The organism is Shewanella algicola, assembly GCF_014648035.1.
Lineage (GTDB): Bacteria > Pseudomonadota > Gammaproteobacteria > Enterobacterales > Shewanellaceae > Shewanella > Shewanella algicola.
Genome location: NZ_BMQI01000015.1, coordinates 32342 through 55400 on the forward strand (window position 1 = coordinate 32342; position 23059 = coordinate 55400).

Below are 23059 nucleotides of genomic sequence, written 5' to 3' on the forward strand. Positions count from 1 at the left end.
AATTTAGATTAAGTAATAATAGCAGTGTTATCTACTAGAATATGTGCGCTACATCATGTAACTCGATGGTTTTTAGTCAATAAATTCAAGTTAACTGCAATTTTGAACTGTTAACGCTACTATCAAACACAACGGTGATGCGTAAAACATGTCGGTTTAATGCTTATTGATATAACACAATAAAAAGCCCCAACATATTGGGGCTAAAGCAATGGTTGCAATTAAAGGTGATATTAATCGCGTGTCTTTTCAAGACGTGCCAGTAAGCTCGAGGTATCCCAACGGTTACCTTTCATTGCTTGTACTTCCGAGTAAAATTGATCAACTAATGCTGTAACGGGTAAATGACTGCCATTTCGGCGCGCTTCATCTAATGCAATACCTAAATCTTTACGCATCCAATCAATCGCAAAACCAAAATCGTATTTACCTTGCCACATGGTTTGATAGCGGTTTTCCATTTGCCAACTTTGCGCTGCACCTTTACTGATAACTTCAATCACTTTAAGGCCATCTAAACCGGCACTTTTGGCAAAGTGAAGCCCTTCAGCTAACCCCTGAACCACACCAGCAATACAAATTTGATTAACCATTTTGGTTAATTGCCCTGAGCCCACCGGCCCTAACAATTCAGCACAGCGGCTATATGCAGTAATCACAGGTTTAATGGCATCAAAGTCGACAGGATCGCCACCCATCATGACGGTTAACACACCATTTTCAGCCCCGGCTTGACCTCCAGACACAGGCGCATCTAAAAAAGCAATATTAAACGGTTTAATATGCGCAGCTATCTCACGAGCAACATCCGCAGAAGCTGTCGTGTGATCGACCAACACTGAACCTGCATGCATGCCGTGAATCACACCTTTCTCACCCAACACCACTTGGCGAAGGTCATCATCATTACCGACACAGGTAAACACAATATCCTGGCCTTTCGCTGCATCTTTTGGTGTAGCGGCAGATTGACCACCATATTGCTCAACCCACTTAGCGGCTTTTGCGGCGGTACGATTGTAGACGGTGACCTCATGGCCACTGTTAACTAAATGCCCCGCCATCGGGTACCCCATAACGCCTAAACCAATAAATGCGACTTTGGCCATGATGTTTTCCTTATTTATTCAACTGAAGGTTTAACGTGAGCTTCCATTTCTGCGCCAATACGCTTGCGCATATCCATCAAGCGTAATGCACTATCGCGTAAGCGAACATCATCTGTCGTTGCCGGTATCCATTCAGGAACCGATGTTGGATGACCTTCATCGTCAACAGCAACCATAATAACAATACAATGCGTGGTTAAATGACGATCTGAATCTTTTGGATCGCCTGCTTTAACATCAATGCCAATATGCATTGATGTTGTACCGGTATAAATCACTTTACCCGTCACTTCAACAATATTACCGACATGAATGGGTTTAACAAAACGAATGCCGCCAGCATAAACAGTAATACAATACTTACCACTCCATCCTGCTGCAGCGGCATAAGCCGCTAAATCGATCCATTTCATCACCGCACCACCGTGCACCTTACCGCCGAAATTAACATCTGCAGGTTCGGCCAAAAAACGCAATGTAAGCTGTCTATCTTTACCGGCCATAAAGCCTCCAATTCATTCGATGGTGTACCGCACGTCATTCAAATCGACAACGATACACTGAGTACTTTTACAAAAAAAGCGCACTAGGCGCTTTTTTTAAATCATGTACATTAATCAGCTTTTTTGAACAACAACGAGCCATTTGTGCCACCAAATCCAAATGAGTTACATAAGGCGTAATCAAATTGATGACGACGAGAGGTGTGCGCAACAAAGTCTAAATCGCACCCTTCATCAGGGTTATCTAGGTTAATTGTTGGCGGCACATGTTGGTCGCGCAGTGCAAGCAAGGTAATGATGGCTTCAATGGCACCTGCCGCGCCCAGTAAATGTCCGGTCATTGATTTGGTTGAACTCACTAACAAATCATAAGCGTGAGGACCAAAGACCGCTTTAACCGCTGCAGCCTCTGCTTTATCACCGGCATTCGTTGAAGTGCCATGGGCATTAATATAACCCACTTGCTCTTTTTCAATTTTAGCATCATTAATGGCGTTAACCATTGCAGCGGCAGCACCTGCGCCATCACTTGGAGGTGATGTCATGTGAAATGCATCGCCACTCATGCCAAAGCCAACTAATTCGCCATAAATTTTGGCACCACGCGCTTTAGCACGTTCGTACTCTTCCATCACAATCACACCCGCGCCATCGCCAATCACAAAGCCGTCACGGTCTTTGTCCCATGGACGACTTGCCGCAGTGGGATCATCATTGCGTGTCGACAATGCTTTAGCAGCACTAAAACCGGCTACACCTAATGGGCTGGTCACATCTTCTGCACCGCCAGCAACCATCACATCGGCATCGCCGTAAGCAATTGTGCGGGCAGCAAAACCAATATTATGCACACCGGTAGTACAAGCAGTGGTCACAGCAAAATTAGGGCCAGTCATGCCATACATAATCGATAAATGCCCAGCAATCATGTTAATGATGGTACTTGGCACAAAAAATGGTGACACTTTACGTGGTCCACCATTAAGTAATGCTGAATGGCCTTGTTCAATTAACCACATGCCACCCATACCAGCACCAATTGCTGTGCCTACTCGCGATGGGTTTTCTTGGCTCATATCAAGACCAGAGTCTTTAACGGCTTGAATGCCAGCAGCCATGCCGTATTGGATAAACAAATCCATTTTACGCGCATCTTTTTTTGATAAATATTGTTCGACGTTAAAATCTTTTACCGAACCACTGAAACGGGTGCCAAATTCGCTGGCATCAAACTTAGTGATTGGCGCAATACCACTTTGGCCTGCCAATAAGGCATTCCAAGAAGACTCGACATCATTACCTACTGGAGTCACAAGTCCAAGACCTGTGATGACGACACGACGTTTAGACATGATATTCACCTTTAAATAAAATCTGCCACGATGCCATTATTGCGATAACGCTAAAAAGAGATATAAGGGGGGGTATTCTAGTGCAATTAAATGGAACGAGCGTTTACAAATGCTTTAAACAAAAACAGGCGGCATAAATGCCGCCTGTTAATGTGAATTCTTGATTACTGATTCTTAGAAACGTAATCGATCGCTGCTTGAACAGTAGTGATCTTTTCAGCTTCTTCGTCAGGGATCTCGGTATCAAACTCTTCTTCTAGAGCCATAACCAATTCAACCGTGTCTAGAGAATCAGCGCCTAAATCGTCTACAAAAGAAGCAGCTGATTTAACGTCTTCTTCTTTAACGCCAAGTTGTTCGATGATGATTTTCTTTACACGTTCTTCGATGTTGCTCATTAGTTTTCTTTCCTATTCAAATTACGCACTTGCGTAAGATTGAGAGTAGTTTATTCGAATTAGATAACAATGCAAGCATAGATTTTGTGGTCTAACCACAAAAATTAACATTGAATTATCACTAACCCTGACTCAAATGAAGGTAGTTACCTACCTATCGCCCTTAAACCATGTACATACCGCCATTCACATGCAATGTCTCGCCTGTGATGTAAGCGGCTGAATCTGAGGCCAAAAACAATACTGCATTGGCAATTTCTTGTGCTTGCCCTAAACGTTCCATCGGAACTTGCGACATAATAGCTTGTTGCTGCTCCGGTGTCAGCTCATCTGTCATATCAGTCTGAATAAATCCAGGTGCAATAGCATTCACTGTTATTTGACGAGATGCAACCTCTCTTGCAAGAGATTTTGTAAATCCAATCAAACCCGCTTTTGCTGCCGAGTAATTTACTTGACCAGCATTACCCATTGTACCTACTACTGAACCGATGCTGATAATACGTCCGAAACGTTTTTTCATCATAGATCGCATTACTGGTTTAGACAATTTAAATAACGACGTCAAGTTTGTGTCGATAATGTCTTGCCATTCATCGTCTTTCATTCGCATCATTAAATTGTCGCGGGTAATACCCGCATTGTTGATGAGAATATCAACCTCACCCGTTTTTTCTTTGATCTGGCTATATAAATCGGCAACCGATTGAGTATCAGTGACATTTAACACCATCCCAAAGCCTTTGTCACCTAGGTATTGCTGAATTGCTGCAGCGCCTTTTTCACTGGTTGCGGTACCAATAACAACTGCGCCAGCTTGTTGTAGCGATTCAGCAATTGCACGGCCAATGCCACGACTCGCACCGGTAACAAGCGCTACCTTACCGTCTAAACTGATGCTAAAGCTCATAAAAACTCCTTTATTCGGTTAATGCTGCAAATGAAGCAACATCATTGACTGCTTGAGCGGATATCGATTTATTAATTCTTTTTGTTAAACCCGTTAACACTTTACCTGGACCGCACTCAACTAAATTTGTAACACCTTGTGTCGCCATGAACTCAACCGTCTCACTCCAGCGCACAGGACAATATAATTGACGTACTAATGCGTCTTTAATCGCCTCGCCTTCTGTGGGCATTGCCACATCAACGTTATTAACCACATTAATCGTTGGCGCAGAAAACGTCACGTTAAGTAACGCTTTAGCTAATTCATCAGCTGCGGGCTTCATTAACGCACAGTGAGACGGCACACTAACAGGCAAGGCAACAGCCATTTTAGCGCCTGCGGCTTTACACGCAGCGGCTGCGCGCTCTACTGCGGCTTTTTCACCGGCAATCACGACTTGTCCAGGGCTGTTGTAATTTACAGGGCTCACAACGGCACCTTCAGCAGCTTCTTCACATGCAACAGCAATAGCATCATCCGCAAGACCAATAATAGCAAACATCGCACCAGAGCCCGCAGGAACGGCTTGTTGCATTAATTTACCGCGCAATTCAACTAATTTAACCGCATCAGTAAACTCAATCACACCAGCACACACTAACGCTGAGTATTCACCTAAGCTGTGACCTGCAAGTAATGAAGGCATCGGTTTGTTTGATGCTTGATAAGCGCGCCAAATAGCAACACTTGCAGTTAATAACGCTGGTTGAGTTTTGTCTGTTTCATTTAAGGTTTCTACTGGGCCATTTGCCACAAGATCCCATAAATTGTAGCCTAATGCATCACTCGCCTCGGCAAAAGTTTGCCCAATAATCTCGTGAGATTGTGCGAGTTCAGCTAACATTCCTAAGGCCTGAGAACCCTGACCTGGAAATACAAAAGCAACATTTTCCATAAACGCTTACCTGTATAAATAAATGAATAATTAAAAACGAATTAACGCACTGCCCCAGGCAAAACCGCCACCAAAGGCTTCGAGTAATAATAGGTGTCCGCGTTGAATACGACCATCTCGTACGGCTTCATCAAGCGCGATAGGCACTGAAGCTGCAGAGGTATTACCGTGCTTAGCAAGGGTGAGTACCACTTTATCTAAACTCATGCTGAGTTTTTTCGCGGTGGCATTAATAATGCGGAAGTTGGCTTGATGCGGCACTAACCAATCAATTTCAGATTTATCGACATTATTGAGGCGTAAGGTTTCAGTAACCACATTCGATAGTTGTGTCACCGCAACTTTAAATACGTCATTGCCTTTCATGGTCATGAAACTAACGGCTTCTGAACCTTCACCCGAGCGAGGAGGAAAAGCGCACTTTAATAAGTCGCCCTGGCTGCCGTCGGCATAAATATGAGTTGCAATAATACCTGGGCTATCGCTTGCGCCAATCACGGCTGCGCCAGCACCATCACCAAATAGAATAACGGTTGTTCGATCTGCTGGATCGCACATGCGCGACAACACATCTGCGCCTATGACTAATACTTTTTTAGCTGCACCGTTTTTCACAAATTGGTCTGCAACTGACAATGCATATACAAAGCCTGAACACGCAGCTGCAATATCAAAGGCCGGAATATTCTTAACGCCAAGTAAAGCTTGGATTTCACAGGCAGCTGCCGGGAATGCATTGGTTGCACTGGTTGTGCCGCAAACAATCATATCGAGCTCGCTGGCGTCAATGCCGGCCATTTCAAGTGCTTTTAATGCCGCTTGATGGCCCATGGTTGCAACCGACTCATCTGTAGCAGCGATTCGCCGCTCAGAGATACCAGTTCTATCAACAATCCATTGGTCATTGGTTTCAACCATTTTTTCGAGATCTTGATTGCTACGTACTTGCACAGGCAGATAGCTGCCCGTTCCGAGAATTTTTGTGTGCATATATGAGATCAGCTATTGATGTCTAAAAGAATCGACTCCAAACGATCTTTAATCATTTCAGGAAGACGACGTTTTGCTTCTGTTGCTGCTAAATTTAATGCTTGTAAAAATGCAGCTTCATCCGCGTTACCATGACTCTTTACTACTATTCCGCGCAATCCTATCAGACTTGCACCATTATAGTGGTCGGGGTTCATCTTACTGAGAACAGCTTGTATGTGTGGAGCGATGAGTTTGGAGAGTAAACGAACAAAAAAGCCGTCTTTTAAACCGCGCTTTAATTGGTGCACTAATAACTTGGCAATGCCTTCAGAAGTTTTTAGGGTAATATTACCCACAAAACCATCACAAACAATCACATCCACGTTACCGGTATATATTTCATCGCCTTCAACAAAACCAATGTAATTGATTTGATCAGTATGTTGAAGCAACTGACCTGCTTGTTGAACTTGATCGTTACCTTTTACTTCTTCAATGCCTACGTTTAATAGTGCCACTTTCGGGCGTGCTTTTTTATGGACAGCTTCACATAACACTGATCCCATAATGGCAAATTGAAATAAGGCTTCTGAATCGCAAGACACATTTGCGCCTAAATCGAGTAAATAAACCGGCTTGCCCGTCATTGCGGGTAAACAAGACACTAACGCAGGTCTATCAATGCCTGGTAAGGTTTTTAATAACACCTTAGCCATTGCCATTAACGCGCCTGTGTTCCCAGCACTCACACAGGCGGCCGCTTTTCCGTCACGTACTAATTCAAGCGCAAGTCTCATCGAGCTGTTTTTACGAGAACGCAAAGCATGAACGGGCCTATCACACATTGTGACAACTTCGGTAGTGTGAATTATTTCGATACGATCAAGATAAGTTGAGGGAGTTTCAGGTAGATATTTTTGTATTTCGGTTTGATTACCAACCAAAATAATTTTGAGGGTGCTATGAAATTTCAATGCCTGCATCGCTGCAGGCACTGTCACGTGGGGACCGTGATCGCCCCCCATCGCATCTAACGCAAGCGTCAGATTTGTCATCAGATAGTCAACAAATTACTTGTTGATTACCTTTTTACCGCGGTAAAAACCATCAGCAGTCACGTTGTGACGTAGATGTAATTCACCGCTAGTCGCGTCTACAGATAATTGAGCAGTGCTCAATGCATCATGTGAACGACGCATGCCGCGCTTTGAACGTGATTTTTTATTCTGTTGTACAGCCATTTGACCTGTCTCCTACGATTACTTGCTCTTCAGTTTTTCTAACACTGCAAACGGATTTGGACGCTCCTCTTGAGCGGGGTCGATCTCGCCTACAACTACATCTTTCGATCCCTGGCTGCAATCAGTATCTTCATGCATAGGGATGATAGGCATAGCGACTATCAATTCATCTTCAATCAATTGATGCAGACGTACTTCACCAATCTCATTACACTCAATTGGGTCATACGCATCCGGGAGCTCATCGATTTCTGCCTCAGTCCGACAAGGACTAAAACAAAAGTCGACCGTAACCTCGGTAGTAAATTGTGTCATGCAACGTTGACATAGCAGAGTGAGCTCCGTCACAGCCTTCCCGCGAAGGTAGACTATCCCCTGTAAATCGACGCCACATTCCAACGACACAACTACGTCGGAACAGTCGCCGGCACATAACTCGCTTAATCGCTTTAGTTGCTTACCTGGCACATAACCTTCATAACGAAGGCCGCTTGAGGCAGCGCGTATAGGATCAATTGAAACCGGTATCTTTACTGTTTGCATAAGGCGCGCATATTATAGTTTGAAAACGCTGGAGTCAAAGAAAATTTCCGTAAAAATACGGCAACCTCACCTAACACTGATTATTTAGGTACTCTTTTATCCGGCATTGAATTTGAAAGTTGGCAAATTTTACCGAACCAAACCCCATCACACAAGCATTACTCGGTGAAAAATACTCCATTTAACCCAATGAATGCAGTAAACTGCACAATAATCAATTATTGACCACGGATCAGTGAAATAAAATTTATGAATTTCAATATTGTACTCGCATCGACCTCACCATTCCGTCTACAGTTATTACAGAAATTAATGCTCACATTTGACTGCGTTAACCCAGATATAGACGAATCACCTCTGCAAAACGAAACAGCTACAGCATTAGTACAACGTTTAGCTGAACAAAAAGCGCTCGCAGGGGCAAAATTAACACCCCATACAGAGACGACGGAATTAATTATTGGCTCAGATCAAGTTGCGGTAATCAACGGCCAGATCATGGGTAAACCTTATTCGGTCGACAATGCAATAGCCCAGCTTACGGCGGCATCAGGTCAAGCCATTACGTTTTATACTGGACTTGCGGTATATAACAAAACAACCAAACAAATGTTGTCGTGCATCGAACCTTTTATCGTTCATTTTAAAACGTTATCCCAAGCACAGATCCGTAATTACGTCGAAGTGGAACAACCACTTTATTGTGCTGGCAGTTTTAAGAGTGAAGGACTCGGAATTGCATTGTTTAGCCGCCTAGAAGGTGATGACCCCAATACCTTGATTGGTTTGCCACTGATTAAGCTAATTGATTTGCTACAACAGCAGGGTTTAGATGTGTTAAGCAAGTCATCAGTGATGAGAAGTTAGTCTTAAATAATAAGTAGGCGGGAAGTAAACAGATTTTACAAAAAAGCAGTGTGTAAATGAGGGCTTTCAATCAATATCATGAAGCCCAACATCATATTACAAGTAATCACGGATTGCAGAAGGGCTATTTACAATAGCCAAAGGCTGAAGCCTTTGTAGTCGAGCTTCATCATGAGCGCCGTAACTCACCCCAATACTGGCCATATTAGCGTTATTGGCCATGGTTAAATCATGAATGGAATCACCAATCATGATGGCTTTATCGGCCGTCACATCAAAATGACTCAATAAAGCATGGAGCATTTCTGGATGCGGTTTACTTTGTGCATCACTGGCACAACGTGATGCATGAAAATACTGATTGAGCCCAGTCAATTCAAGTACCTTATCTAACCCTTCCCGTGCTTTGCCTGTTGCGATAGCTAATTGATAACCCGCTTCATGCAATTGTTTAATCAACGCTTCCACCCCGTCAAATAACGGTGTTGGATAATCGCTCGCAACATGATGGCGACGGTAACAATCAATAATCTGTTGATGGTTTTGATGCTCGCTAAACAAAATCGGCATAATGCTCGGCAAAGACAATCCAATCACATCTCTCACTTGTTGTTCAGTAGGCACTGTTAACGCTAACTCTTGCGCCACACTTTGCATGCAAGTGACAATTTTACCGACTGTGTCCATTAATGTGCCATCCCAATCAAAGATGACTAAATCAAATGCTTTGTCTTGACTCTTCACGTTATGCCTTATTTTCTTCATTCAACACACAACAATCTTGCTTAAGTGCGTTTAAGCTTATCCAATGTATTGAGTAATACTTCGTCTAATGGTGCTTTGACCTGCATGATTTCGTTGTTTTCAGGATGAGTAAACTTAAGCTCAGCCGCGTGTAAAAACAAGCGGTCCAAACCTAATGCTCTCATACTGTCATCAAATTGCTGCTCGCTGTATTTATCATCGCAAGCAATCGCATGACCTGCATACTGGCAGTGAACACGAATTTGGTGCGTACGCCCAGTCACAGGACTGGCTTTTACCAAAGTACACCCTTGATAGCGTTGCATGATTTTGTAGCGCGTTTCAGACTCTTTACCCTCTTTATTAACCCGCATAATACGCTCACCCGACTTTAGAGTAATTTTAAGCAGAGGCGCTTTGATTACTTTATCGGTGGCTTGCCAATCACCACGAACCAAGGCTAAATAATCTTTTTGCATGGTTTTACTGCGCAGTTGCTCGTGTAAATGCTTTAATGCACTGCGTTTTTTAGCAACAAGTAACACACCTGATGTATCTTTATCTAAGCGGTGAACTAGCTCTAAAAACTTTTGTTGCGGCCGCAGTGAGCGTAAACCTTCAATTACGCCATAGTCCACACCACTGCCGCCATGCACAGCAATACCTGCCGGTTTGTTCATAACGATTAAATGATTGTCTTCGTGGATAATTCGATCTTCAAGTTGCGATACTCGAGATAAATTTGCCGACGGTGCAGTGCGATGGTCTTTCTCGGCGATGCGCACCGGCGGAACACGCACGATGTCACCAATCTGTAATTTGTATTCTGGCTTAATGCGCTTTTTATTAACACGCACTTCTCCCTTACGCACAATCCGATAGATCATGCTTTTCGGTACGCCTTTTAATTTAGTCAGCAAAAAATTATCGATGCGTTGTTCAAAATGATCTTCGTCGATAGTTACGTATTCAACTTGGGGGGTGGTTTGAGTATTCATGATGCGCCATATAGTAGTAACCGCAATAGTGTACCTTATCTTGCAAATGATTGGCTATTGCCATAGTAGACTTGAAATAAATACACGAAAGAATATGGGCTTTTGATTGATGAAAATAGCGTTTGTTGCTATATTTGCGCTCAGGTTGAGAGTAAACAGTGGATAAAGTGTTCACAACTTTCACCAAATGCGAAAAAACTGCAATTAAAAAAATGAGCTTTATCGGTAGCAAACCATTGATTTGCAAATTGTATTTAAATAAAAAACGACAAGAAACGTTTCGACAATTAAACCGTAAGTTTTCAGTAAAGATTTCAATTTAACTGCAGTAAATCGCCCCAAATTCGAACAATATTTTAGCTTGTTATCAAACAAACCGATTCGACTTGGGCATTAACGGATTAAATACCATAATTTATGGGGTTGGTTGTAATTCAACGAATTCCTTGTTTTTGTAGATATTAGAAAATAAGCCATAAATAGGATGCGACACGCAGCGACTGCGTTTTACAGCAATGAGCACCTAATTGCCTGGATCTAACCGTGAGGTTATACCGATTAATTCAGGCCCGTAATGCAAAAAGATCGTGTTGTTTGATGACCTCATTTAGAAGAATCACGTCATCATGAAACGTATGTTAATTAATGCAACTCAATCAGAAGAGTTGCGTGTTGCCCTAGTAGATGGGCAACAACTGTATGATCTAGATATCGAAAGTCCTGGTCACGAACAGAAAAAATCAAATATCTATAAAGGTAAAATCACTCGTGTAGAACCCTCACTTGAAGCGGCGTTTGTTGATTATGGCGCAGACCGCCATGGTTTCTTACCGCTGAAAGAAATTGCCCGCGAATACTTCCCTAAAGGTTATTCTTTCCAAGGTCGTCCTAACATCAAAGAAGTGGTGCAGGAAGGTCAAGAAGTTATCGTGCAAATCGATAAAGAAGAGCGTGGTAACAAAGGTGCTGCACTAACAACCTTTATCAGTTTAGCGGGTTCTTACTTAGTCCTTATGCCGAATAACCCACGTGCTGGCGGTATTTCTCGTCGTATTGAAGGTGATGAGCGTACCGAATTAAAAGAAGCGATGTCTGAGCTTGAAGTGCCAAATGGCATGGGCTTAATTGTGCGTACCGCAGGTGTAGGTAAAGAATCTACCGAATTAAAATGGGACTTAAAAGTTCTACAGCACCACTGGGATGCCATTCAAGAAGCCGCACAAAGTAAAGCTGCGCCATTCTTAATTCATCAAGAAAGTAACGTCATTGTTCGTGCAATTCGTGATTATTTACGTCGCGATGTTGGCGAAATCCTTATCGATCACCCACGTATATACGAAGAAGCTAAACTGCACATAGGTTTAGTTCGCCCTGATTTCGTAGAGCGTGTTAAGCAATATGAATCAGAAGTGCCTTTATTTACTCACTTCCAAATTGAGTCGCAAATTGAATCTGCGTTCCAACGTGAAGTGCGCTTACCTTCTGGTGGCTCAATCGTTATTGACCCTACTGAAGCTCTGACATCAATTGATATTAACTCAGCGCGCGCCACTAAAGGCGGCGACATTGAAGAAACCGCATTAAACACCAACCTTGAAGCTGCTGATGAAATTGCCCGTCAATTACGTCTACGCGATTTAGGTGGTTTAGTGGTTATCGACTTTATCGACATGACGCCTGTTCGTCATCAACGTGAAGTTGAAAACCGTATGCGTGATGCCGTACATCATGACCGTGCACGTGTGCAATTAGGCCGTATATCTCGTTTTGGCCTAATGGAAATGTCACGTCAACGCCTACGTCCTTCATTAGAAGAATCTGCAGCGCATTTATGCCCACGCTGTCATGGTCAGGGCACGATCCGTAGTACCGAATCGCTAGCGTTATCTATTTTACGTTTAATGGAAGAAGAAGCCATTAAAGAAAATACCACTCAAATCGAAGCCATTGTGCCGGTTGATGTGGCGGCATTCTTGTTAAACGAAAAACGTAAAGCAATCCGTATTACTGAAGAGCGTCATGAAGTTGAAGTGTACATCATTCCAGATGCACACATGCAAACGCCAGATTACCGTGTTGTTCGTCGTAAGAACGATGATGAAGTGAGCGAATCTAGCTACAAGCGTGTTGAAAAGCCGTCATCAACATTATACGAACCACGCAAACTTGAACGTGCAGCCTCTCCAGAGCCAGCATTAAAAGGCTTTGCAGCGCCACAAAAAGCAACACCTGTTGAAGCGGCCCCAACTCAGGCTCCTGCAGCTAAAGCAGCTGTTGCGGCAACGCCGTCTCAACCAGGATTTTTTGCTCGAATCGCGTCGGCAATTAGTGCATTCTTTTCAACTAATGACAGCGAAGCGAAAGAGACGAAGCCTGCTGCGCCAGCAAAAGGTGCATCACAAACGAATAATCGTCGTCCTCGTCGTAATGACAGCCGCAACGAAAACAGCAATCGCAACTCAAGCCGCAACGACAACCGTCGTCAACGTAATGACAGCGATAAAGCGAAAGACGCTAATGAGCTACGTACTCGTAATAAGCGTAACGATCGTAACAGCAAAAACAATGCACAAGACGACAACGCTAAAAACAAGCCGCGTAATGAGAAAACGGACAAAGCGCTACAGCAGACCAATAAGCCAAAAGCTGCAGAGGCCAAGGCAAGCACTGAGAAGTCTCCTAAGCAAGAAGCCGCTCGTGAGCGTCGTCAACGTCGCAACATGCGTCGCAAAGTACGTATTGAAAACGAGCAAAGTGAAGTTGTTACCGCTAAAGCGGCTAACGCAGACGAAGCCAATAACACTGCAACTGATAAACCAGCAATAGTTGATGCACCTGAAGTTAAAACAGCTGAACCTAAAGCCACTGAAGAAAAAGTAGATACAAGACCTGCACGCGGTCGTCGCCAGCCACGTAAAGACAGAAGTGAGCAAGCAGACAAACAGACTAAGCCAACTACAAACTCTGAAGCGACAGACACGGCTGAAAAAGCCGTTAAAGACGTCACAGAAGATGCTGCCGCTGTAGAGACTGCAGAAGTCAAAGTGGAAACACAAACCAAATCGGATAACGCTGAGCAAACAACCTCTGCGCTAAACGATTCGGTTAAAGATACCACTGAAACAGCTAACACAGTCGTTACCGCACAAGAAGCCGTCAATGACGATTCAACAGAAAGCAGCGACAGCGAATCTGATGACGCAAAAGGCGAAGGCCGTGAAGGTCAACGTCGTAGTCGTCGCAGCCCACGTCACCTACGTGCTGCTGGTCAACGTCGTCGCCGAGATGATAATGACACAACTCAACAGGCGGTATTTACTTCTGTTGATGAGTTAGAGAAACAGCTCAATGCTGAGCAGTCTAAAGACAATGCTCCTGACGCTAATGCTGAAGACATGTCAGAAGCAAAAGCTGACACTCAAGCAGTTGAAGCTCCTAAAGCTGCAGAGCCGGTTGTAGAAACAGCAGTTGAAACTCCTAAAGCTGCAGAGCCGGTTGTAGAAACAGCAGTTGAAGCTCCTAAAGCTGCAGAGCCTGTTGTAGAAACCGCAGTTGAAGCACCAAAGGCTGCAGAGCCTGTTGTAGAAACCGCAGTTGAAGCACCTAAGGCTGCAGAGCCTGTTGTAGAAACCGCAGTTGAAGCACCTAAGGCTGCAGAGCCTGTTGTAGAAACCGCAGTTGAAGCACCTAAAGCTGCAGAACCGGTTGCTGCTGAGTCAGAGGCTCGTGACAAGTCTGCATCTAATGCTTCTGCGCCAATGGCAAAGCCTGCACCAATAGCACGCCAAGTGAAAACTGAAACAGTTGTTGAGGCCTCGGTTGAAGTTGAAGCGAAAGCTGATACTACAACCCCCGTTGAAACTGCGCCAAAATCGCCTGCTAAAACCAGTCGTTTTGGTTCAATGGTGTCGTCTGATATGACTAAACCAACAGTAGAAGTTCGTGAACAACAAGCAGTACCGCAAGGTAGAGCTTATGAAGCACAAGCTGAAACCAGTGCGCCAAAATCAGTGATGTCTAACAGTGCATCATCAGGTATGGCTCGCCCAGGTAAGTAATATCACTAAAAGTGATTACACTTGTTGATTTTAAAAGCCATGCTTAGCATGGCTTTTTTGTGGGTTTTTTAAAGGTTGTTTTCGCAGATGTCACACGCAGAACATTATCGCTGAATAAAAAAAGGGGCAATTGATATTCAATCGCCCCTTTTTTGTCATCTAATGACAAGTACTACTACTTAACCTGAACTTGGGATAAGGGATGAACTGATGTTATTTAAAATCAACAGTTAACCCAACTCACTTTCAAGCTTGTCATTTGTTAGCTAATAAGGCTAATTGACACTTACAATAGCTAGCCTATTGTAAGCCGAATCAACGCAGTTAGCAGGGTAAAGGACTGTTTGAAAGGCGTTTATTATCCCGAGATCAGGTTACTTACGTTTATCTGCAAACTTCGCCATCACTTTGTCAAACTTGGGTTTAACCACTAACTGACAATAAGGCTGCTCACCATGTTTAGCGAAGTAATCATCATGATAACTTTCAGCAGCATAAAAAGTATCAAAGGCTGTTATTTGAGTCACGATCGGATTAGGCCAAATACGCTGGGCAGTTAAGTCATCAATAAACGTATTTGCCGCATCGACTTGCTGACTATTGTGAGCAAAAATTACTGAACGATATTGTGGCCCTTTGTCATTGCCTTGCTGGTTTAATGTGGTCGGATCGTGGCTTTCAAACAGTACCGTTAATAATGTCTCGTAATTTATGATGTTCGGGTCAAATGTGATATGTACAACTTCGGCATGAGCCGTTTTACCAGAGCATACAGCATCGTAATTAGCATCACTGGCATCACCGCCACAATAACCAGACTGAACACTCAACACACCGTTTAGCTGAGCAAAAATAGCTTCAACACACCAAAAACATCCAGCCCCAAAAGTGGCTTGCTGGGTGCGAGTTTGACTAACAACTTGGTTTAATTCATCCACGGGTTTAAACACCATAGAGACTGAATTAACACAGTGACGGATGTTTTTGTCCGTTAACATCTCTCCTTCAAACACATGGCCTAAATGGCCACCGCATTGATGGCAGGTAATCTCAACTCGGCGTCCGTCAGCATCGGGAGTTCGTTTTACCGCGCCTGCGATTTCATCGTCAAACGCCGGCCAACCGCAATGCGCATTAAATTTATGTTCACTTTTATATAAAGGTGCAAGACACTTTTTACAGCAATACACCCCTTGAGCATCGTAGTCGACATACTCACCACTAAATGGTCGCTCGGTGCCTTTTTGCTCAATCACGTATTTTTCAAATTCGGTTAAGTTATTCATTACTAATCTCACTGATTTTTTGCCTCATAAATAAACAATACGCGTAATAGATGACACAAGTTCATCCCACATCATTTGAACACGCGCAAATAATTGCGACAAAGTGTGACTAAGGTTACCATTAGCGCGGGTCAACACACTAATAAGAAATATATAATGAAACTAAATACAATTGATTACTTAGCACCTGATAGTGCTGAACGTTTTGTCGAGTCACTGCGAGAAACGGGGTTTGGGGTATTATCTAACCACCCTATCCAGAAACAACTTGTCGAAAACATTTACCAAGAATGGTACGCGTTCTTTCAATCTGAAAAAAAGCATGACTTTTTGTTTAAAGCTGAAACTCATGATGGCTTTTTCCCAGCATCGGTATCAGAAACCGCCAAAGGCAACACAGTCAAAGATATCAAAGAATATTATCATGTGTATCCTTGGGGCCGAATTCCTGACTCTCTGCACGCGAATATCCTAGCGTATTATGAGCACGCTAATGCATTAGCCTCAGAACTACTAAGCTGGATTGAGCAATACACACCAGCAGACGTAGCAGCAAAATATTCAATTCCGCTGCCAGATATGATTGCTCAAAGTGAAAAAACCTTACTGCGTATTTTGCATTACCCACCAATGAAGGGTGATGAAGAAATGGGTGCTATTCGCGCAGCTGCTCATGAAGATATTAACTTAATCACCTTATTGCCGGCCGCCAATGAACCTGGCTTACAAGTAAAAACTAAAACAGGTGAATGGATTGATGTGCCAAGTGATTTCGGCAGCATTATTATCAATATCGGGGATATGCTCCAGGAAGCCTCAGGCGGTTATTTCCCATCAACCTCTCATCGGGTTATTAATCCTGAAGGTACCGACAAAACCAAGTCGCGTATCTCATTGCCATTATTTTTACATCCTAATCCTGACGTGGTCTTGTCTGAACGTTATACCGCTGACAGCTACTTGATGGAAAGACTACGTGAGTTAGGTGTTATCTAACCCATTAGCTTTTGATAAGCGCCTTAGGGCGCTTTTTTTATGCTTTTAGTAAACTAACAAGGTACAATAGCGCTTTTGATCACATTCGATTGTTTATTCAGTTAATCAATCGAATAGGCATTCGGTTATAAGGCAACATCATGGCAATTCAGTGGTATCCAGGACACATGCATAAAGCACGCAAAGAGATTGAAGAGGCAATGCCTCAGGTCGATTTGGTTATTGAAGTGCTCGATGCGCGCATTCCCTACAGCAGTGAAAACCCTATGGTGTCACAACTTCGTGGCGATAAACCTTGTATTAAATTACTGAATAAATCTGATTTAGCCGATCCTGCGGTTACTGAGCGTTGGATTGAGTACCTTGAACGTGAGCAAGGCGTCAAGGCTTCTGCAATTACCACCTTACAGCCAGGCATGGTCAAAAGCATTCCTGATATTTGCCGTAAGTTAGTGCCTCATCGTGATGTGATGGAAAAAGACATTCGCACCATGATTATGGGGATCCCGAACGTGGGTAAATCGACCATCATCAACACCCTTGCTGGACGCACCATTGCCAAGACCGGCAACGAACCGGCGGTGACTAAAACCCAACAACGGATTAATTTACGTAATGGTATTGTACTTTCAGACACCCCAGGTATTTTGTGGCCAAAAGTAGACAACGAAGCCAGTAGCTACCGCCTAGCCGTTACTGGCGCCATTAAAGACACCGCAATGGAATATGAAGATGTTGCAATGTTTGCCGCTGAATACTTTTTAAAAGCCTATCCAGAAGCCATGCTTGAACGTTATAAGCTGAGTTCATTACCCTACACCGACATTGGTTTGCTTGAAGCTATCGCAGGCTCTCGTGGTGCACTTCGTCCTGGTGGTCGTATTGATTACCACAAAGTATCAGAGTTGTTGTTACACGATTATCGCTCAGGACGCATTGGCTTATTAAGCCTAGAAACCCCAGAAATGGCAGAAATTGAAAAAGTTGAAGTCGCGCGGCTACTTGCAGAAAAAGAAGCGCTTAAACAACAAAAAATCGCCCAGGAAAAACTCAAACGCTCTGGTAAACGTCACAACGACTAACCCATTCAAGGTTAATCATTTCGCTAAGCAAAGTTCAATGATTAACCGACTCTGGCTGAAACCAGTTGGGTTGCTAATGCAGCAAGACTGGTTTCAAGCAAATCAATCACCTGTTCAAATCCTCGTTCTCCGCCATAATATGGATCGGGTACTTCTGTCACATCACCAGGTGTAAAATCGAGTATTAAGTGTATTTTATAACGATATTGGGCTGGGCAGCGCTCACGTAAATCGTGCACATTATCGTTATCAGCTGCCAATATAAGATCAAACTGTTCGTAATCTTCTTCTCGCACTTGTCTTGCTTTCATTCCTGAAAAATCTAAGCCTCGCTTGGTACCTGCAGCAACACTACGACTGTCTGGCGGATTACCTTTGTGGTAAGCAATAGTGCCAGCTGAATCGACCCTTAACGACAACCCATGCAACTTAACTTGTTGTTTAAATACGGCCTCAGCCGTAGGTGAGCGGCAAATATTGCCCATACACACAAATAATACCGAAGAAACCTTAGCTAAATATGCATTATCAATCATGTCGCTTACCTGTTATGAGATGTTAAACGAATTGTTGTTTGAGTTAATCGCGACCTAAATTTATTGCGGCGGGCGCTCACGTAAAAATGTCGCAAATCGTGGCGTGCCTTTCTGGGTATACCCCAAATATTGATAAGTGATAATAGCGCCAATGACTGGCGGATCCTGTCTTTGTTTATCGGTTAAACCACTGCCAATCTTAAAAATAATCCCTTGTTGATTTTTTACCGTTAACGCCCCCACCATACCATGATATTTGCCTTTACCGGCACTATGGCCAATAACCACCGCCTCAGCATCATATTTAGGCTTAAGTTTTACAATATGTGGGCTTCGCCCTACCGTATAAAACGCTTGTCGATAATGTAACATTAGCCCCTCACCGCCGGCGGCAACCACCTTATCTCGCTCGGCAAATAATGCCTCGGTACTGGTTATCGTTTGTTGCTTAATCACCTGTAACTGCTTTACGTTTACCTGTGCAACAAGTTGTTGCATGGCATGATAACGAGCCTCAAACGTCCCTTTGTGTGAAGGTAAATCGAACAACATGTATTTCACCTGCTGCCATTCATCATCTTCAGTATGTTTGGTGCGAACGAGTGCCGAAATTTGTTCAAATAAACCCTGGTCCATCCACAATTCACCGTCTAGGGCATAACGCGGAAAATGTTGAGTAAACCATTCTGGTAAATCGATTTTACGACCACTACGAGTCAGCATTTGTTGACCGTCCCAATAGCCTCTTACGCCATCGAGCTTTTCACTGACTAAATAATCAGCGACTATCAATTCATCAGAATACTGACTGGCGAGTTGTATTTCGGGGATCGTTAGGCGCTCACTAACACAGGGAAAACTGCAGAGCGTGAAAATAAGTAAAAAAACAACACAGGGTAAACGTAACATAGTCAATCCTTGGCAATAGCTTGTGCCTCATGGCAAAGATAAGCCTAGTACAAGGTCACTACTCGTGCATTCCGACCAATACCATTGTGCATTAATAAGTGACCACTCAGAATGCGTCCAGCGTTTTTTGATTAAGGCGTCGCTATGTAGTAATGGTTGTTCCCTTTCAAATAGCGAGAATGCAGAGCAAAAGCGGCTGAGACATTCCTTTCAGGCGAGTTTTAAAAGGGCTTACACTGCGTTGCATGACTTCGAAAGAGAACAACTATTCATTCAGTCATACGCCTTGTTTAAGCCCTTTTAAACTCTCGCTGAGAGATCATTTACTAACGCGCAATGGTATAAAATAACTTCAAGTCAAAAGGTGAATGTTACGATCAGCTTGTCATTAATACAGATAAATAATTTTCATGAAACCAATAAATAATCATGGTCTTAAACGCGTGATCCGAGCCACCGGGTTCTCAATAAAAGGCTTAAAAACCGCCTAAAAAAATGAAGCGGCATTTAGACAAGAAGCCGTTTTAGCCTTGTTAATGTTGCCCATTGCATTACTGATGAATGTCGGCACGACAGAACGGTTATTAATGGTCATGACATTGATGATTGTGTTAATCGTTGAACTGATCAACTCCGCAATTGAGGCTGTCATTGACCGAGTAGGCGTTAAAATAAACCCGTTAAGTGGCCAAGCTAAAGACATCGCCCTGCGGCAGTATGATTTACTAGCCTATTACTGTTTGCAATCACTTAGAGAACTGTGCTGGTGCCGCTGGTGATGAATGCGATTTAATTGCCATTTTCGTCCACACTGCCACAAGGTGTTAATCAACGGCGTTGGCAAATCCTGCTGATAAAATGGCTATGGCTTGTTCTACATTGGCAAGCCTCTCATTCTCGGCCCAATATGCGCCATACACATTACGCGTGATTACCCCTGCATTGTCGACATAATGTAATGTGCCATTAGCAATGTATTCTTCAATCAATACTTCAGGTAAAAAAGCACATCCCCCATTATTGAGCAAAAAATCCAACGCCATTCTTGCTGAACTAGTATGCAATATTGGCACAGGCAACATGGTAAATGCTTGGGCATGGGTAATGTTAAACGCCGTGCCCCAATCGACTTTAATGTAAGCCTGGTTTGATGCTTGTTCTATGTTAAGCCCTTTTTGCTTGCTGACTAAAAACAACCTAATTTGCGCCAATTTAACTAACTCAATTTCGTCTAGTTTTGGCGGATCAAAGGTAATAGCAATATCTAAACTGCGTTCAATCAATTGCCTGGTCATCACAGACTCAGATAAGACTTCGGTCCTTAATGACACGCCATCAAGCCCTAAATGCAGCGGCTGTAGATAAGGTTGTAAATACGCATCCCAAATGTTGTGACCTGCTGTAATAGTCAACTGAGTACTGTGCTGTTGATTTAAAGTAATATCTTGTTTTGCCCTCTCCCACGCATTCAGTACTGCCTCAGCATGACCTAACATCCTTTCACCTGCGGGAGTAGGTTGAATATTGTTGCGTAACCTTTCAAATAGCTCAACGCCCAAAATACCTTCTAGCTGCTTTATGCGAAAACTAACCGCGCTACGGGTGAGATAGAGATTTTCTGCCGCTTTGCCAAAGTGGCGCGTACGGGAGACTTCTAAAAAAGTTTTTAATAAATCCGTATCCATAAAAATTGTTCACCATTAAGGGCAAAATATTTTGATTTAAAAAATGATAATACTAGCCAATACTCCAGTTGAAAATCTTTATATCTCATAATCTAGAAGGTATTAGCCATGTCTCAGCAATCATTTGTTAATGCGAAACAAGCTATTGAAGCTCACGCCAATGGATCAAGCGACAGTTTCCGCTCTACTAAACGCTTCTATGATGACGCTAATTTCCCAAAAGGATTTAAGCGCTGCGGTGATTTTACTAGTAAGGAAGCCGACCTGCTTGAACAACACGGTCAAGCAATGAAAAATTTAGCTGACGGTACTCAGCTGCCTTGTAATGTAGATGAAGACCAATTTGTACAGGTTTTACAAGGAAAAATGACACCATCAACGCCGTTGGAGTTGTTATGGGTTAAATATTGTCGCCTAGCCAAAGGTAAACCCTTTTATGCTGTAGTCGGGACTATCCATACCCCGACAAGTCCAAAGGTTGAAATTGAATTTGACGATGTTGAGGACGATTCAGTCGACAACGACGAATCTGAATAAATCGAGTTTCATTGTCTAAAACAACCGTTTACCAGCGGCAACATAAAATTAACATTCCATATTAAAAAGTAGAGTGCTTTTAGCTCTACTTTTTTGTTTTTGTCATAAAATCGTCTATAAAACTCAATCCGTCAATACCCTGTCACCCTCACTACTCCTGAGTTTAGTCGCAAAAAGTTACTTTTAAGCCGTTAAGGTCAAACTATTGTGACAAACTATGATTTAACGCAATATCTAGACACAATTACTTCACATTTGGTTACAAAGTGCTAGTATATTGGCTGAACAGATTACCATGTTTATTTTGCTTGATGTTTATGACAACACAATTTGATGGCCTACGCCTTGGCTATCGTTGCAAATAGATACATTCAGTCTCAAACACGGTAGCAGCATCATATGAAGACGCATATCTTGTGATACAAAAATTAAATGCGGAGTTTCAATGATTAGACCTTTTTTTTATTTTGTTATTTTGGTGTTTTTTACTCCGACTGCATATGCAGCCAGTGACCACAATAACCATGCATCAACACAAATCGATACATACACCTTCGATATAGGTGTATTTTATGCTAACTCCGATTCAAACATTATTGTCACCAACCCTAAAAACGGTGGCACCTTCCCCATTGATTTTGAAGATGAGTTTTTACTCGCAGAAGAACAATACTTACCTTATTTTGAATTCAAATACGCCTTTAACCAACGCCATAATCTATACCTTGATTGGAAATCGTTAGATCGCCAAGCGGATAACAACTCCATCAGCCAAGATTTTATTCTTGAAGATATTGATGGCAAAGACTATCTCATAGAGGTAGGAGCCAAATTAAATACCGAATTAAACATCGATATTTTACGGATTGGCTATGGCTATGATGTATGGCAAGGAACCAATTATTCTGTAGGGTTTTCTGTTGGATTACACACCATGTTCATCGAAACCTCATTTAAAGGCACGATTGGTACATGTATTCCTGGCACCGACTTAACCAGCTTATGCAATAATGTTATAGACACTCCTGAGATCGTTGATGACAGCTTTACCGCCCCACTTCCCAATATTGGGATGTATGCTACCTATGAGTTATATTCTGGGTGGGAGCTTTATGCCCATACACAATATTTTGCCATTGAATATGATGATGTAGACGGTTCATTGCTTGACGTACGTTTGGGGGTACAAGCTAAATTTTGTGAAAATTGGTCACTAAAGTTTGCTTATAATTATTATGATGTCGACATTACCATTGAAAAAAAACGTAAACTTAACGACACCGAATTAAGAACCTTTGATTACAATATTACCTACAGTTTCACAGGCCCTATGTTTGCGGTCTCTTACGCGTTCTAAGCATCCAGCTTTAGCACTAATAAGCATCTAGGATGCTTT

Annotated in this window: 22 protein-coding genes and 1 pseudogene; 7 read left to right on the forward strand and 16 right to left on the reverse strand. The window is 42.9% G+C overall.

What is annotated here, in order from left to right:
- Nucleotides 1-233: 233 nt before the first annotated feature.
- From IEY42_RS08335 to yceD, 10 genes are all read right to left on the reverse strand, one after another.
- Complete coding sequence (locus tag IEY42_RS08335) at nucleotides 234-1109, reverse strand: NAD(P)-dependent oxidoreductase (RefSeq protein ID WP_188924832.1); 876 nt, start codon at nucleotides 1107-1109, stop codon at nucleotides 234-236.
- Nucleotides 1110-1123: 14 nt separating this feature from the next.
- Complete coding sequence (locus IEY42_RS08340; RefSeq protein WP_188924833.1) at nucleotides 1124-1612, reverse strand: acyl-CoA thioesterase; 489 nt, start codon at nucleotides 1610-1612, stop codon at nucleotides 1124-1126.
- Between the two features lie 110 nt (nucleotides 1613-1722).
- On the reverse strand, nucleotides 1723-2964 hold the full coding sequence (fabF, locus tag IEY42_RS08345) for a beta-ketoacyl-ACP synthase II (protein ID WP_188924834.1): 1242 nt from the start codon (nucleotides 2962-2964) through the stop codon (nucleotides 1723-1725).
- 164 nt (nucleotides 2965-3128) lie between these two features.
- A complete protein-coding gene (acpP, locus tag IEY42_RS08350) occupies nucleotides 3129-3362 on the reverse strand; it encodes an acyl carrier protein (protein ID WP_011496723.1) in 234 nt (77 codons plus the stop codon).
- 163 nt (nucleotides 3363-3525) lie between these two features.
- Nucleotides 3526-4272, reverse strand: coding sequence for a 3-oxoacyl-ACP reductase FabG (gene fabG, locus IEY42_RS08355; protein WP_188920380.1), 747 nt, complete (start codon nucleotides 4270-4272; stop codon nucleotides 3526-3528).
- Between the two features lie 10 nt (nucleotides 4273-4282).
- Nucleotides 4283-5209: an ACP S-malonyltransferase gene (gene fabD / locus IEY42_RS08360; protein ID WP_188924835.1), complete on the reverse strand. Its 927-nt coding sequence runs from the start codon at nucleotides 5207-5209 to the stop codon at nucleotides 4283-4285.
- Nucleotides 5210-5239: 30 nt separating this feature from the next.
- Nucleotides 5240-6199, reverse strand: a complete 960-nt coding sequence (locus tag IEY42_RS08365) for a beta-ketoacyl-ACP synthase III (RefSeq protein ID WP_188924836.1) — start codon at nucleotides 6197-6199, stop codon at nucleotides 5240-5242.
- Nucleotides 6200-6207: 8 nt separating this feature from the next.
- Nucleotides 6208-7236: a phosphate acyltransferase PlsX gene (plsX, locus tag IEY42_RS08370; RefSeq protein WP_188920374.1), complete on the reverse strand. Its 1029-nt coding sequence runs from the start codon at nucleotides 7234-7236 to the stop codon at nucleotides 6208-6210.
- 15 nt (nucleotides 7237-7251) lie between these two features.
- The gene (rpmF, locus tag IEY42_RS08375) at nucleotides 7252-7422 is read right to left on the reverse strand and encodes a 50S ribosomal protein L32 (protein WP_011496728.1); all 171 of its coding nucleotides are present in this window, start codon (nucleotides 7420-7422) and stop codon (nucleotides 7252-7254) included.
- A gap of 18 nt (nucleotides 7423-7440) precedes the next feature.
- The gene (gene yceD / locus IEY42_RS08380; RefSeq protein WP_188920372.1) at nucleotides 7441-7965 is read right to left on the reverse strand and encodes a 23S rRNA accumulation protein YceD; all 525 of its coding nucleotides are present in this window, start codon (nucleotides 7963-7965) and stop codon (nucleotides 7441-7443) included.
- Between the two features lie 249 nt (nucleotides 7966-8214).
- On the opposite strand from yceD, the gene IEY42_RS08385 reads away from it, so the two are divergent.
- On the forward strand, nucleotides 8215-8832 hold the full coding sequence (locus tag IEY42_RS08385; protein WP_188924837.1) for a Maf family protein: 618 nt from the start codon (nucleotides 8215-8217) through the stop codon (nucleotides 8830-8832).
- A gap of 96 nt (nucleotides 8833-8928) precedes the next feature.
- On the opposite strand, the gene IEY42_RS08390 is transcribed toward IEY42_RS08385, so the two are convergent.
- Together IEY42_RS08390 and rluC are read right to left on the reverse strand one after the other, a co-directional pair.
- Nucleotides 8929-9576 (reverse strand): HAD family hydrolase, encoded by a 648-nt coding sequence (locus tag IEY42_RS08390; RefSeq protein WP_373292805.1) that lies wholly within the window; start codon nucleotides 9574-9576, stop codon nucleotides 8929-8931.
- A gap of 41 nt (nucleotides 9577-9617) precedes the next feature.
- Entirely contained in the window at nucleotides 9618-10574 is a 957-nt protein-coding gene (gene rluC, locus IEY42_RS08395) for a 23S rRNA pseudouridine(955/2504/2580) synthase RluC (protein WP_188924839.1), read from the reverse strand.
- Nucleotides 10575-11200: 626 nt separating this feature from the next.
- Here rluC and rne point away from each other — a divergent pair.
- Nucleotides 11201-14632 carry a ribonuclease E gene (gene rne, locus IEY42_RS08400; RefSeq protein WP_188924840.1) on the forward strand — a complete coding sequence of 1144 codons (3432 nt, stop codon included), beginning with the start codon at nucleotides 11201-11203 and terminating at the stop codon, nucleotides 14630-14632.
- A gap of 374 nt (nucleotides 14633-15006) precedes the next feature.
- Here rne and IEY42_RS08405 read toward each other — a convergent pair whose 3' ends face one another.
- On the reverse strand, nucleotides 15007-15918 hold the full coding sequence (locus IEY42_RS08405) for a bifunctional methionine sulfoxide reductase B/A protein (protein ID WP_188924841.1): 912 nt from the start codon (nucleotides 15916-15918) through the stop codon (nucleotides 15007-15009).
- A 156-nt stretch (nucleotides 15919-16074) separates the two neighbouring features.
- Between IEY42_RS08405 and IEY42_RS08410 the strand changes: the two genes are divergently transcribed.
- The gene (locus IEY42_RS08410) at nucleotides 16075-16914 is read left to right on the forward strand and encodes an isopenicillin N synthase family dioxygenase (protein WP_188924842.1); all 840 of its coding nucleotides are present in this window, start codon (nucleotides 16075-16077) and stop codon (nucleotides 16912-16914) included.
- Nucleotides 16915-17054: 140 nt separating this feature from the next.
- Nucleotides 17055-17996, forward strand: a complete 942-nt coding sequence (gene ylqF, locus IEY42_RS08415) for a ribosome biogenesis GTPase YlqF (RefSeq protein WP_188924843.1) — start codon at nucleotides 17055-17057, stop codon at nucleotides 17994-17996.
- Nucleotides 17997-18037: 41 nt separating this feature from the next.
- Here ylqF and IEY42_RS08420 read toward each other — a convergent pair whose 3' ends face one another.
- Both IEY42_RS08420 and IEY42_RS08425 read right to left on the reverse strand, forming a co-directional pair.
- Nucleotides 18038-18532 (reverse strand): low molecular weight protein-tyrosine-phosphatase, encoded by a 495-nt coding sequence (locus tag IEY42_RS08420; RefSeq protein WP_188924844.1) that lies wholly within the window; start codon nucleotides 18530-18532, stop codon nucleotides 18038-18040.
- Between the two features lie 60 nt (nucleotides 18533-18592).
- Nucleotides 18593-19441, reverse strand: coding sequence for a DNA ligase (locus tag IEY42_RS08425; RefSeq protein WP_188924845.1), 849 nt, complete (start codon nucleotides 19439-19441; stop codon nucleotides 18593-18595).
- 410 nt (nucleotides 19442-19851) lie between these two features.
- Here IEY42_RS08425 and IEY42_RS08430 point away from each other — a divergent pair.
- Nucleotides 19852-20220 (forward strand): annotated as a pseudogene (locus IEY42_RS08430) (diacylglycerol kinase).
- Nucleotides 20221-20265: 45 nt separating this feature from the next.
- Here the strand turns inward: IEY42_RS08430 and hdfR are convergent.
- Nucleotides 20266-21126, reverse strand: a complete 861-nt coding sequence (gene hdfR, locus IEY42_RS08435; protein ID WP_188924846.1) for an HTH-type transcriptional regulator HdfR — start codon at nucleotides 21124-21126, stop codon at nucleotides 20266-20268.
- Between the two features lie 108 nt (nucleotides 21127-21234).
- On the opposite strand from hdfR, the gene IEY42_RS08440 reads away from it, so the two are divergent.
- Together IEY42_RS08440 and IEY42_RS08445 are read left to right on the forward strand one after the other, a co-directional pair.
- Complete coding sequence (locus tag IEY42_RS08440) at nucleotides 21235-21663, forward strand: MaoP family protein (protein WP_188924847.1); 429 nt, start codon at nucleotides 21235-21237, stop codon at nucleotides 21661-21663.
- A gap of 445 nt (nucleotides 21664-22108) precedes the next feature.
- Nucleotides 22109-23020: a DUF481 domain-containing protein gene (locus IEY42_RS08445; protein WP_188924848.1), complete on the forward strand. Its 912-nt coding sequence runs from the start codon at nucleotides 22109-22111 to the stop codon at nucleotides 23018-23020.
- Nucleotides 23021-23059: the final 39 nt, after the last annotated feature.

Excerpts from the sequence above, each read along its gene's own strand:
- IEY42_RS08335 (WP_188924832.1), bottom strand. The coding sequence starts at position 1,109 with ATGGCCAAAGTCGCATTTATTGGTTTAGGCGTTATGGGGTACCCGATG.
- IEY42_RS08340 (WP_188924833.1), bottom strand. The coding sequence starts at position 1,612 with ATGGCCGGTAAAGATAGACAGCTTACATTGCGTTTTTTGGCCGAACCT.
- fabF (WP_188924834.1), bottom strand. The coding sequence starts at position 2,964 with ATGTCTAAACGTCGTGTCGTCATCACAGGTCTTGGACTTGTGACTCCA.
- acpP (WP_011496723.1), bottom strand. The coding sequence starts at position 3,362 with ATGAGCAACATCGAAGAACGTGTAAAGAAAATCATCATCGAACAACTT.
- fabG (WP_188920380.1), bottom strand. The coding sequence starts at position 4,272 with ATGAGCTTTAGCATCAGTTTAGACGGTAAGGTAGCGCTTGTTACCGGT.
- fabD (WP_188924835.1), bottom strand. The coding sequence starts at position 5,209 with ATGGAAAATGTTGCTTTTGTATTTCCAGGTCAGGGTTCTCAGGCCTTA.
- IEY42_RS08365 (WP_188924836.1), bottom strand. The coding sequence starts at position 6,199 with ATGCACACAAAAATTCTCGGAACGGGCAGCTATCTGCCTGTGCAAGTA.
- plsX (WP_188920374.1), bottom strand. The coding sequence starts at position 7,236 with ATGACAAATCTGACGCTTGCGTTAGATGCGATGGGGGGCGATCACGGT.
- rpmF (WP_011496728.1), bottom strand. The coding sequence starts at position 7,422 with ATGGCTGTACAACAGAATAAAAAATCACGTTCAAAGCGCGGCATGCGT.
- yceD (WP_188920372.1), bottom strand. The coding sequence starts at position 7,965 with ATGCAAACAGTAAAGATACCGGTTTCAATTGATCCTATACGCGCTGCC.
- IEY42_RS08385 (WP_188924837.1), top strand. The coding sequence starts at position 8,215 with ATGAATTTCAATATTGTACTCGCATCGACCTCACCATTCCGTCTACAG.
- rluC (WP_188924839.1), bottom strand. The coding sequence starts at position 10,574 with ATGAATACTCAAACCACCCCCCAAGTTGAATACGTAACTATCGACGAA.
- rne (WP_188924840.1), top strand. The coding sequence starts at position 11,201 with ATGAAACGTATGTTAATTAATGCAACTCAATCAGAAGAGTTGCGTGTT.
- IEY42_RS08405 (WP_188924841.1), bottom strand. The coding sequence starts at position 15,918 with ATGAATAACTTAACCGAATTTGAAAAATACGTGATTGAGCAAAAAGGC.
- IEY42_RS08410 (WP_188924842.1), top strand. The coding sequence starts at position 16,075 with ATGAAACTAAATACAATTGATTACTTAGCACCTGATAGTGCTGAACGT.
- ylqF (WP_188924843.1), top strand. The coding sequence starts at position 17,055 with ATGGCAATTCAGTGGTATCCAGGACACATGCATAAAGCACGCAAAGAG.
- IEY42_RS08420 (WP_188924844.1), bottom strand. The coding sequence starts at position 18,532 with ATGATTGATAATGCATATTTAGCTAAGGTTTCTTCGGTATTATTTGTG.
- IEY42_RS08425 (WP_188924845.1), bottom strand. The coding sequence starts at position 19,441 with ATGTTACGTTTACCCTGTGTTGTTTTTTTACTTATTTTCACGCTCTGC.
- hdfR (WP_188924846.1), bottom strand. The coding sequence starts at position 21,126 with ATGGATACGGATTTATTAAAAACTTTTTTAGAAGTCTCCCGTACGCGC.
- IEY42_RS08440 (WP_188924847.1), top strand. The coding sequence starts at position 21,235 with ATGTCTCAGCAATCATTTGTTAATGCGAAACAAGCTATTGAAGCTCAC.
- IEY42_RS08445 (WP_188924848.1), top strand. The coding sequence starts at position 22,109 with ATGATTAGACCTTTTTTTTATTTTGTTATTTTGGTGTTTTTTACTCCG.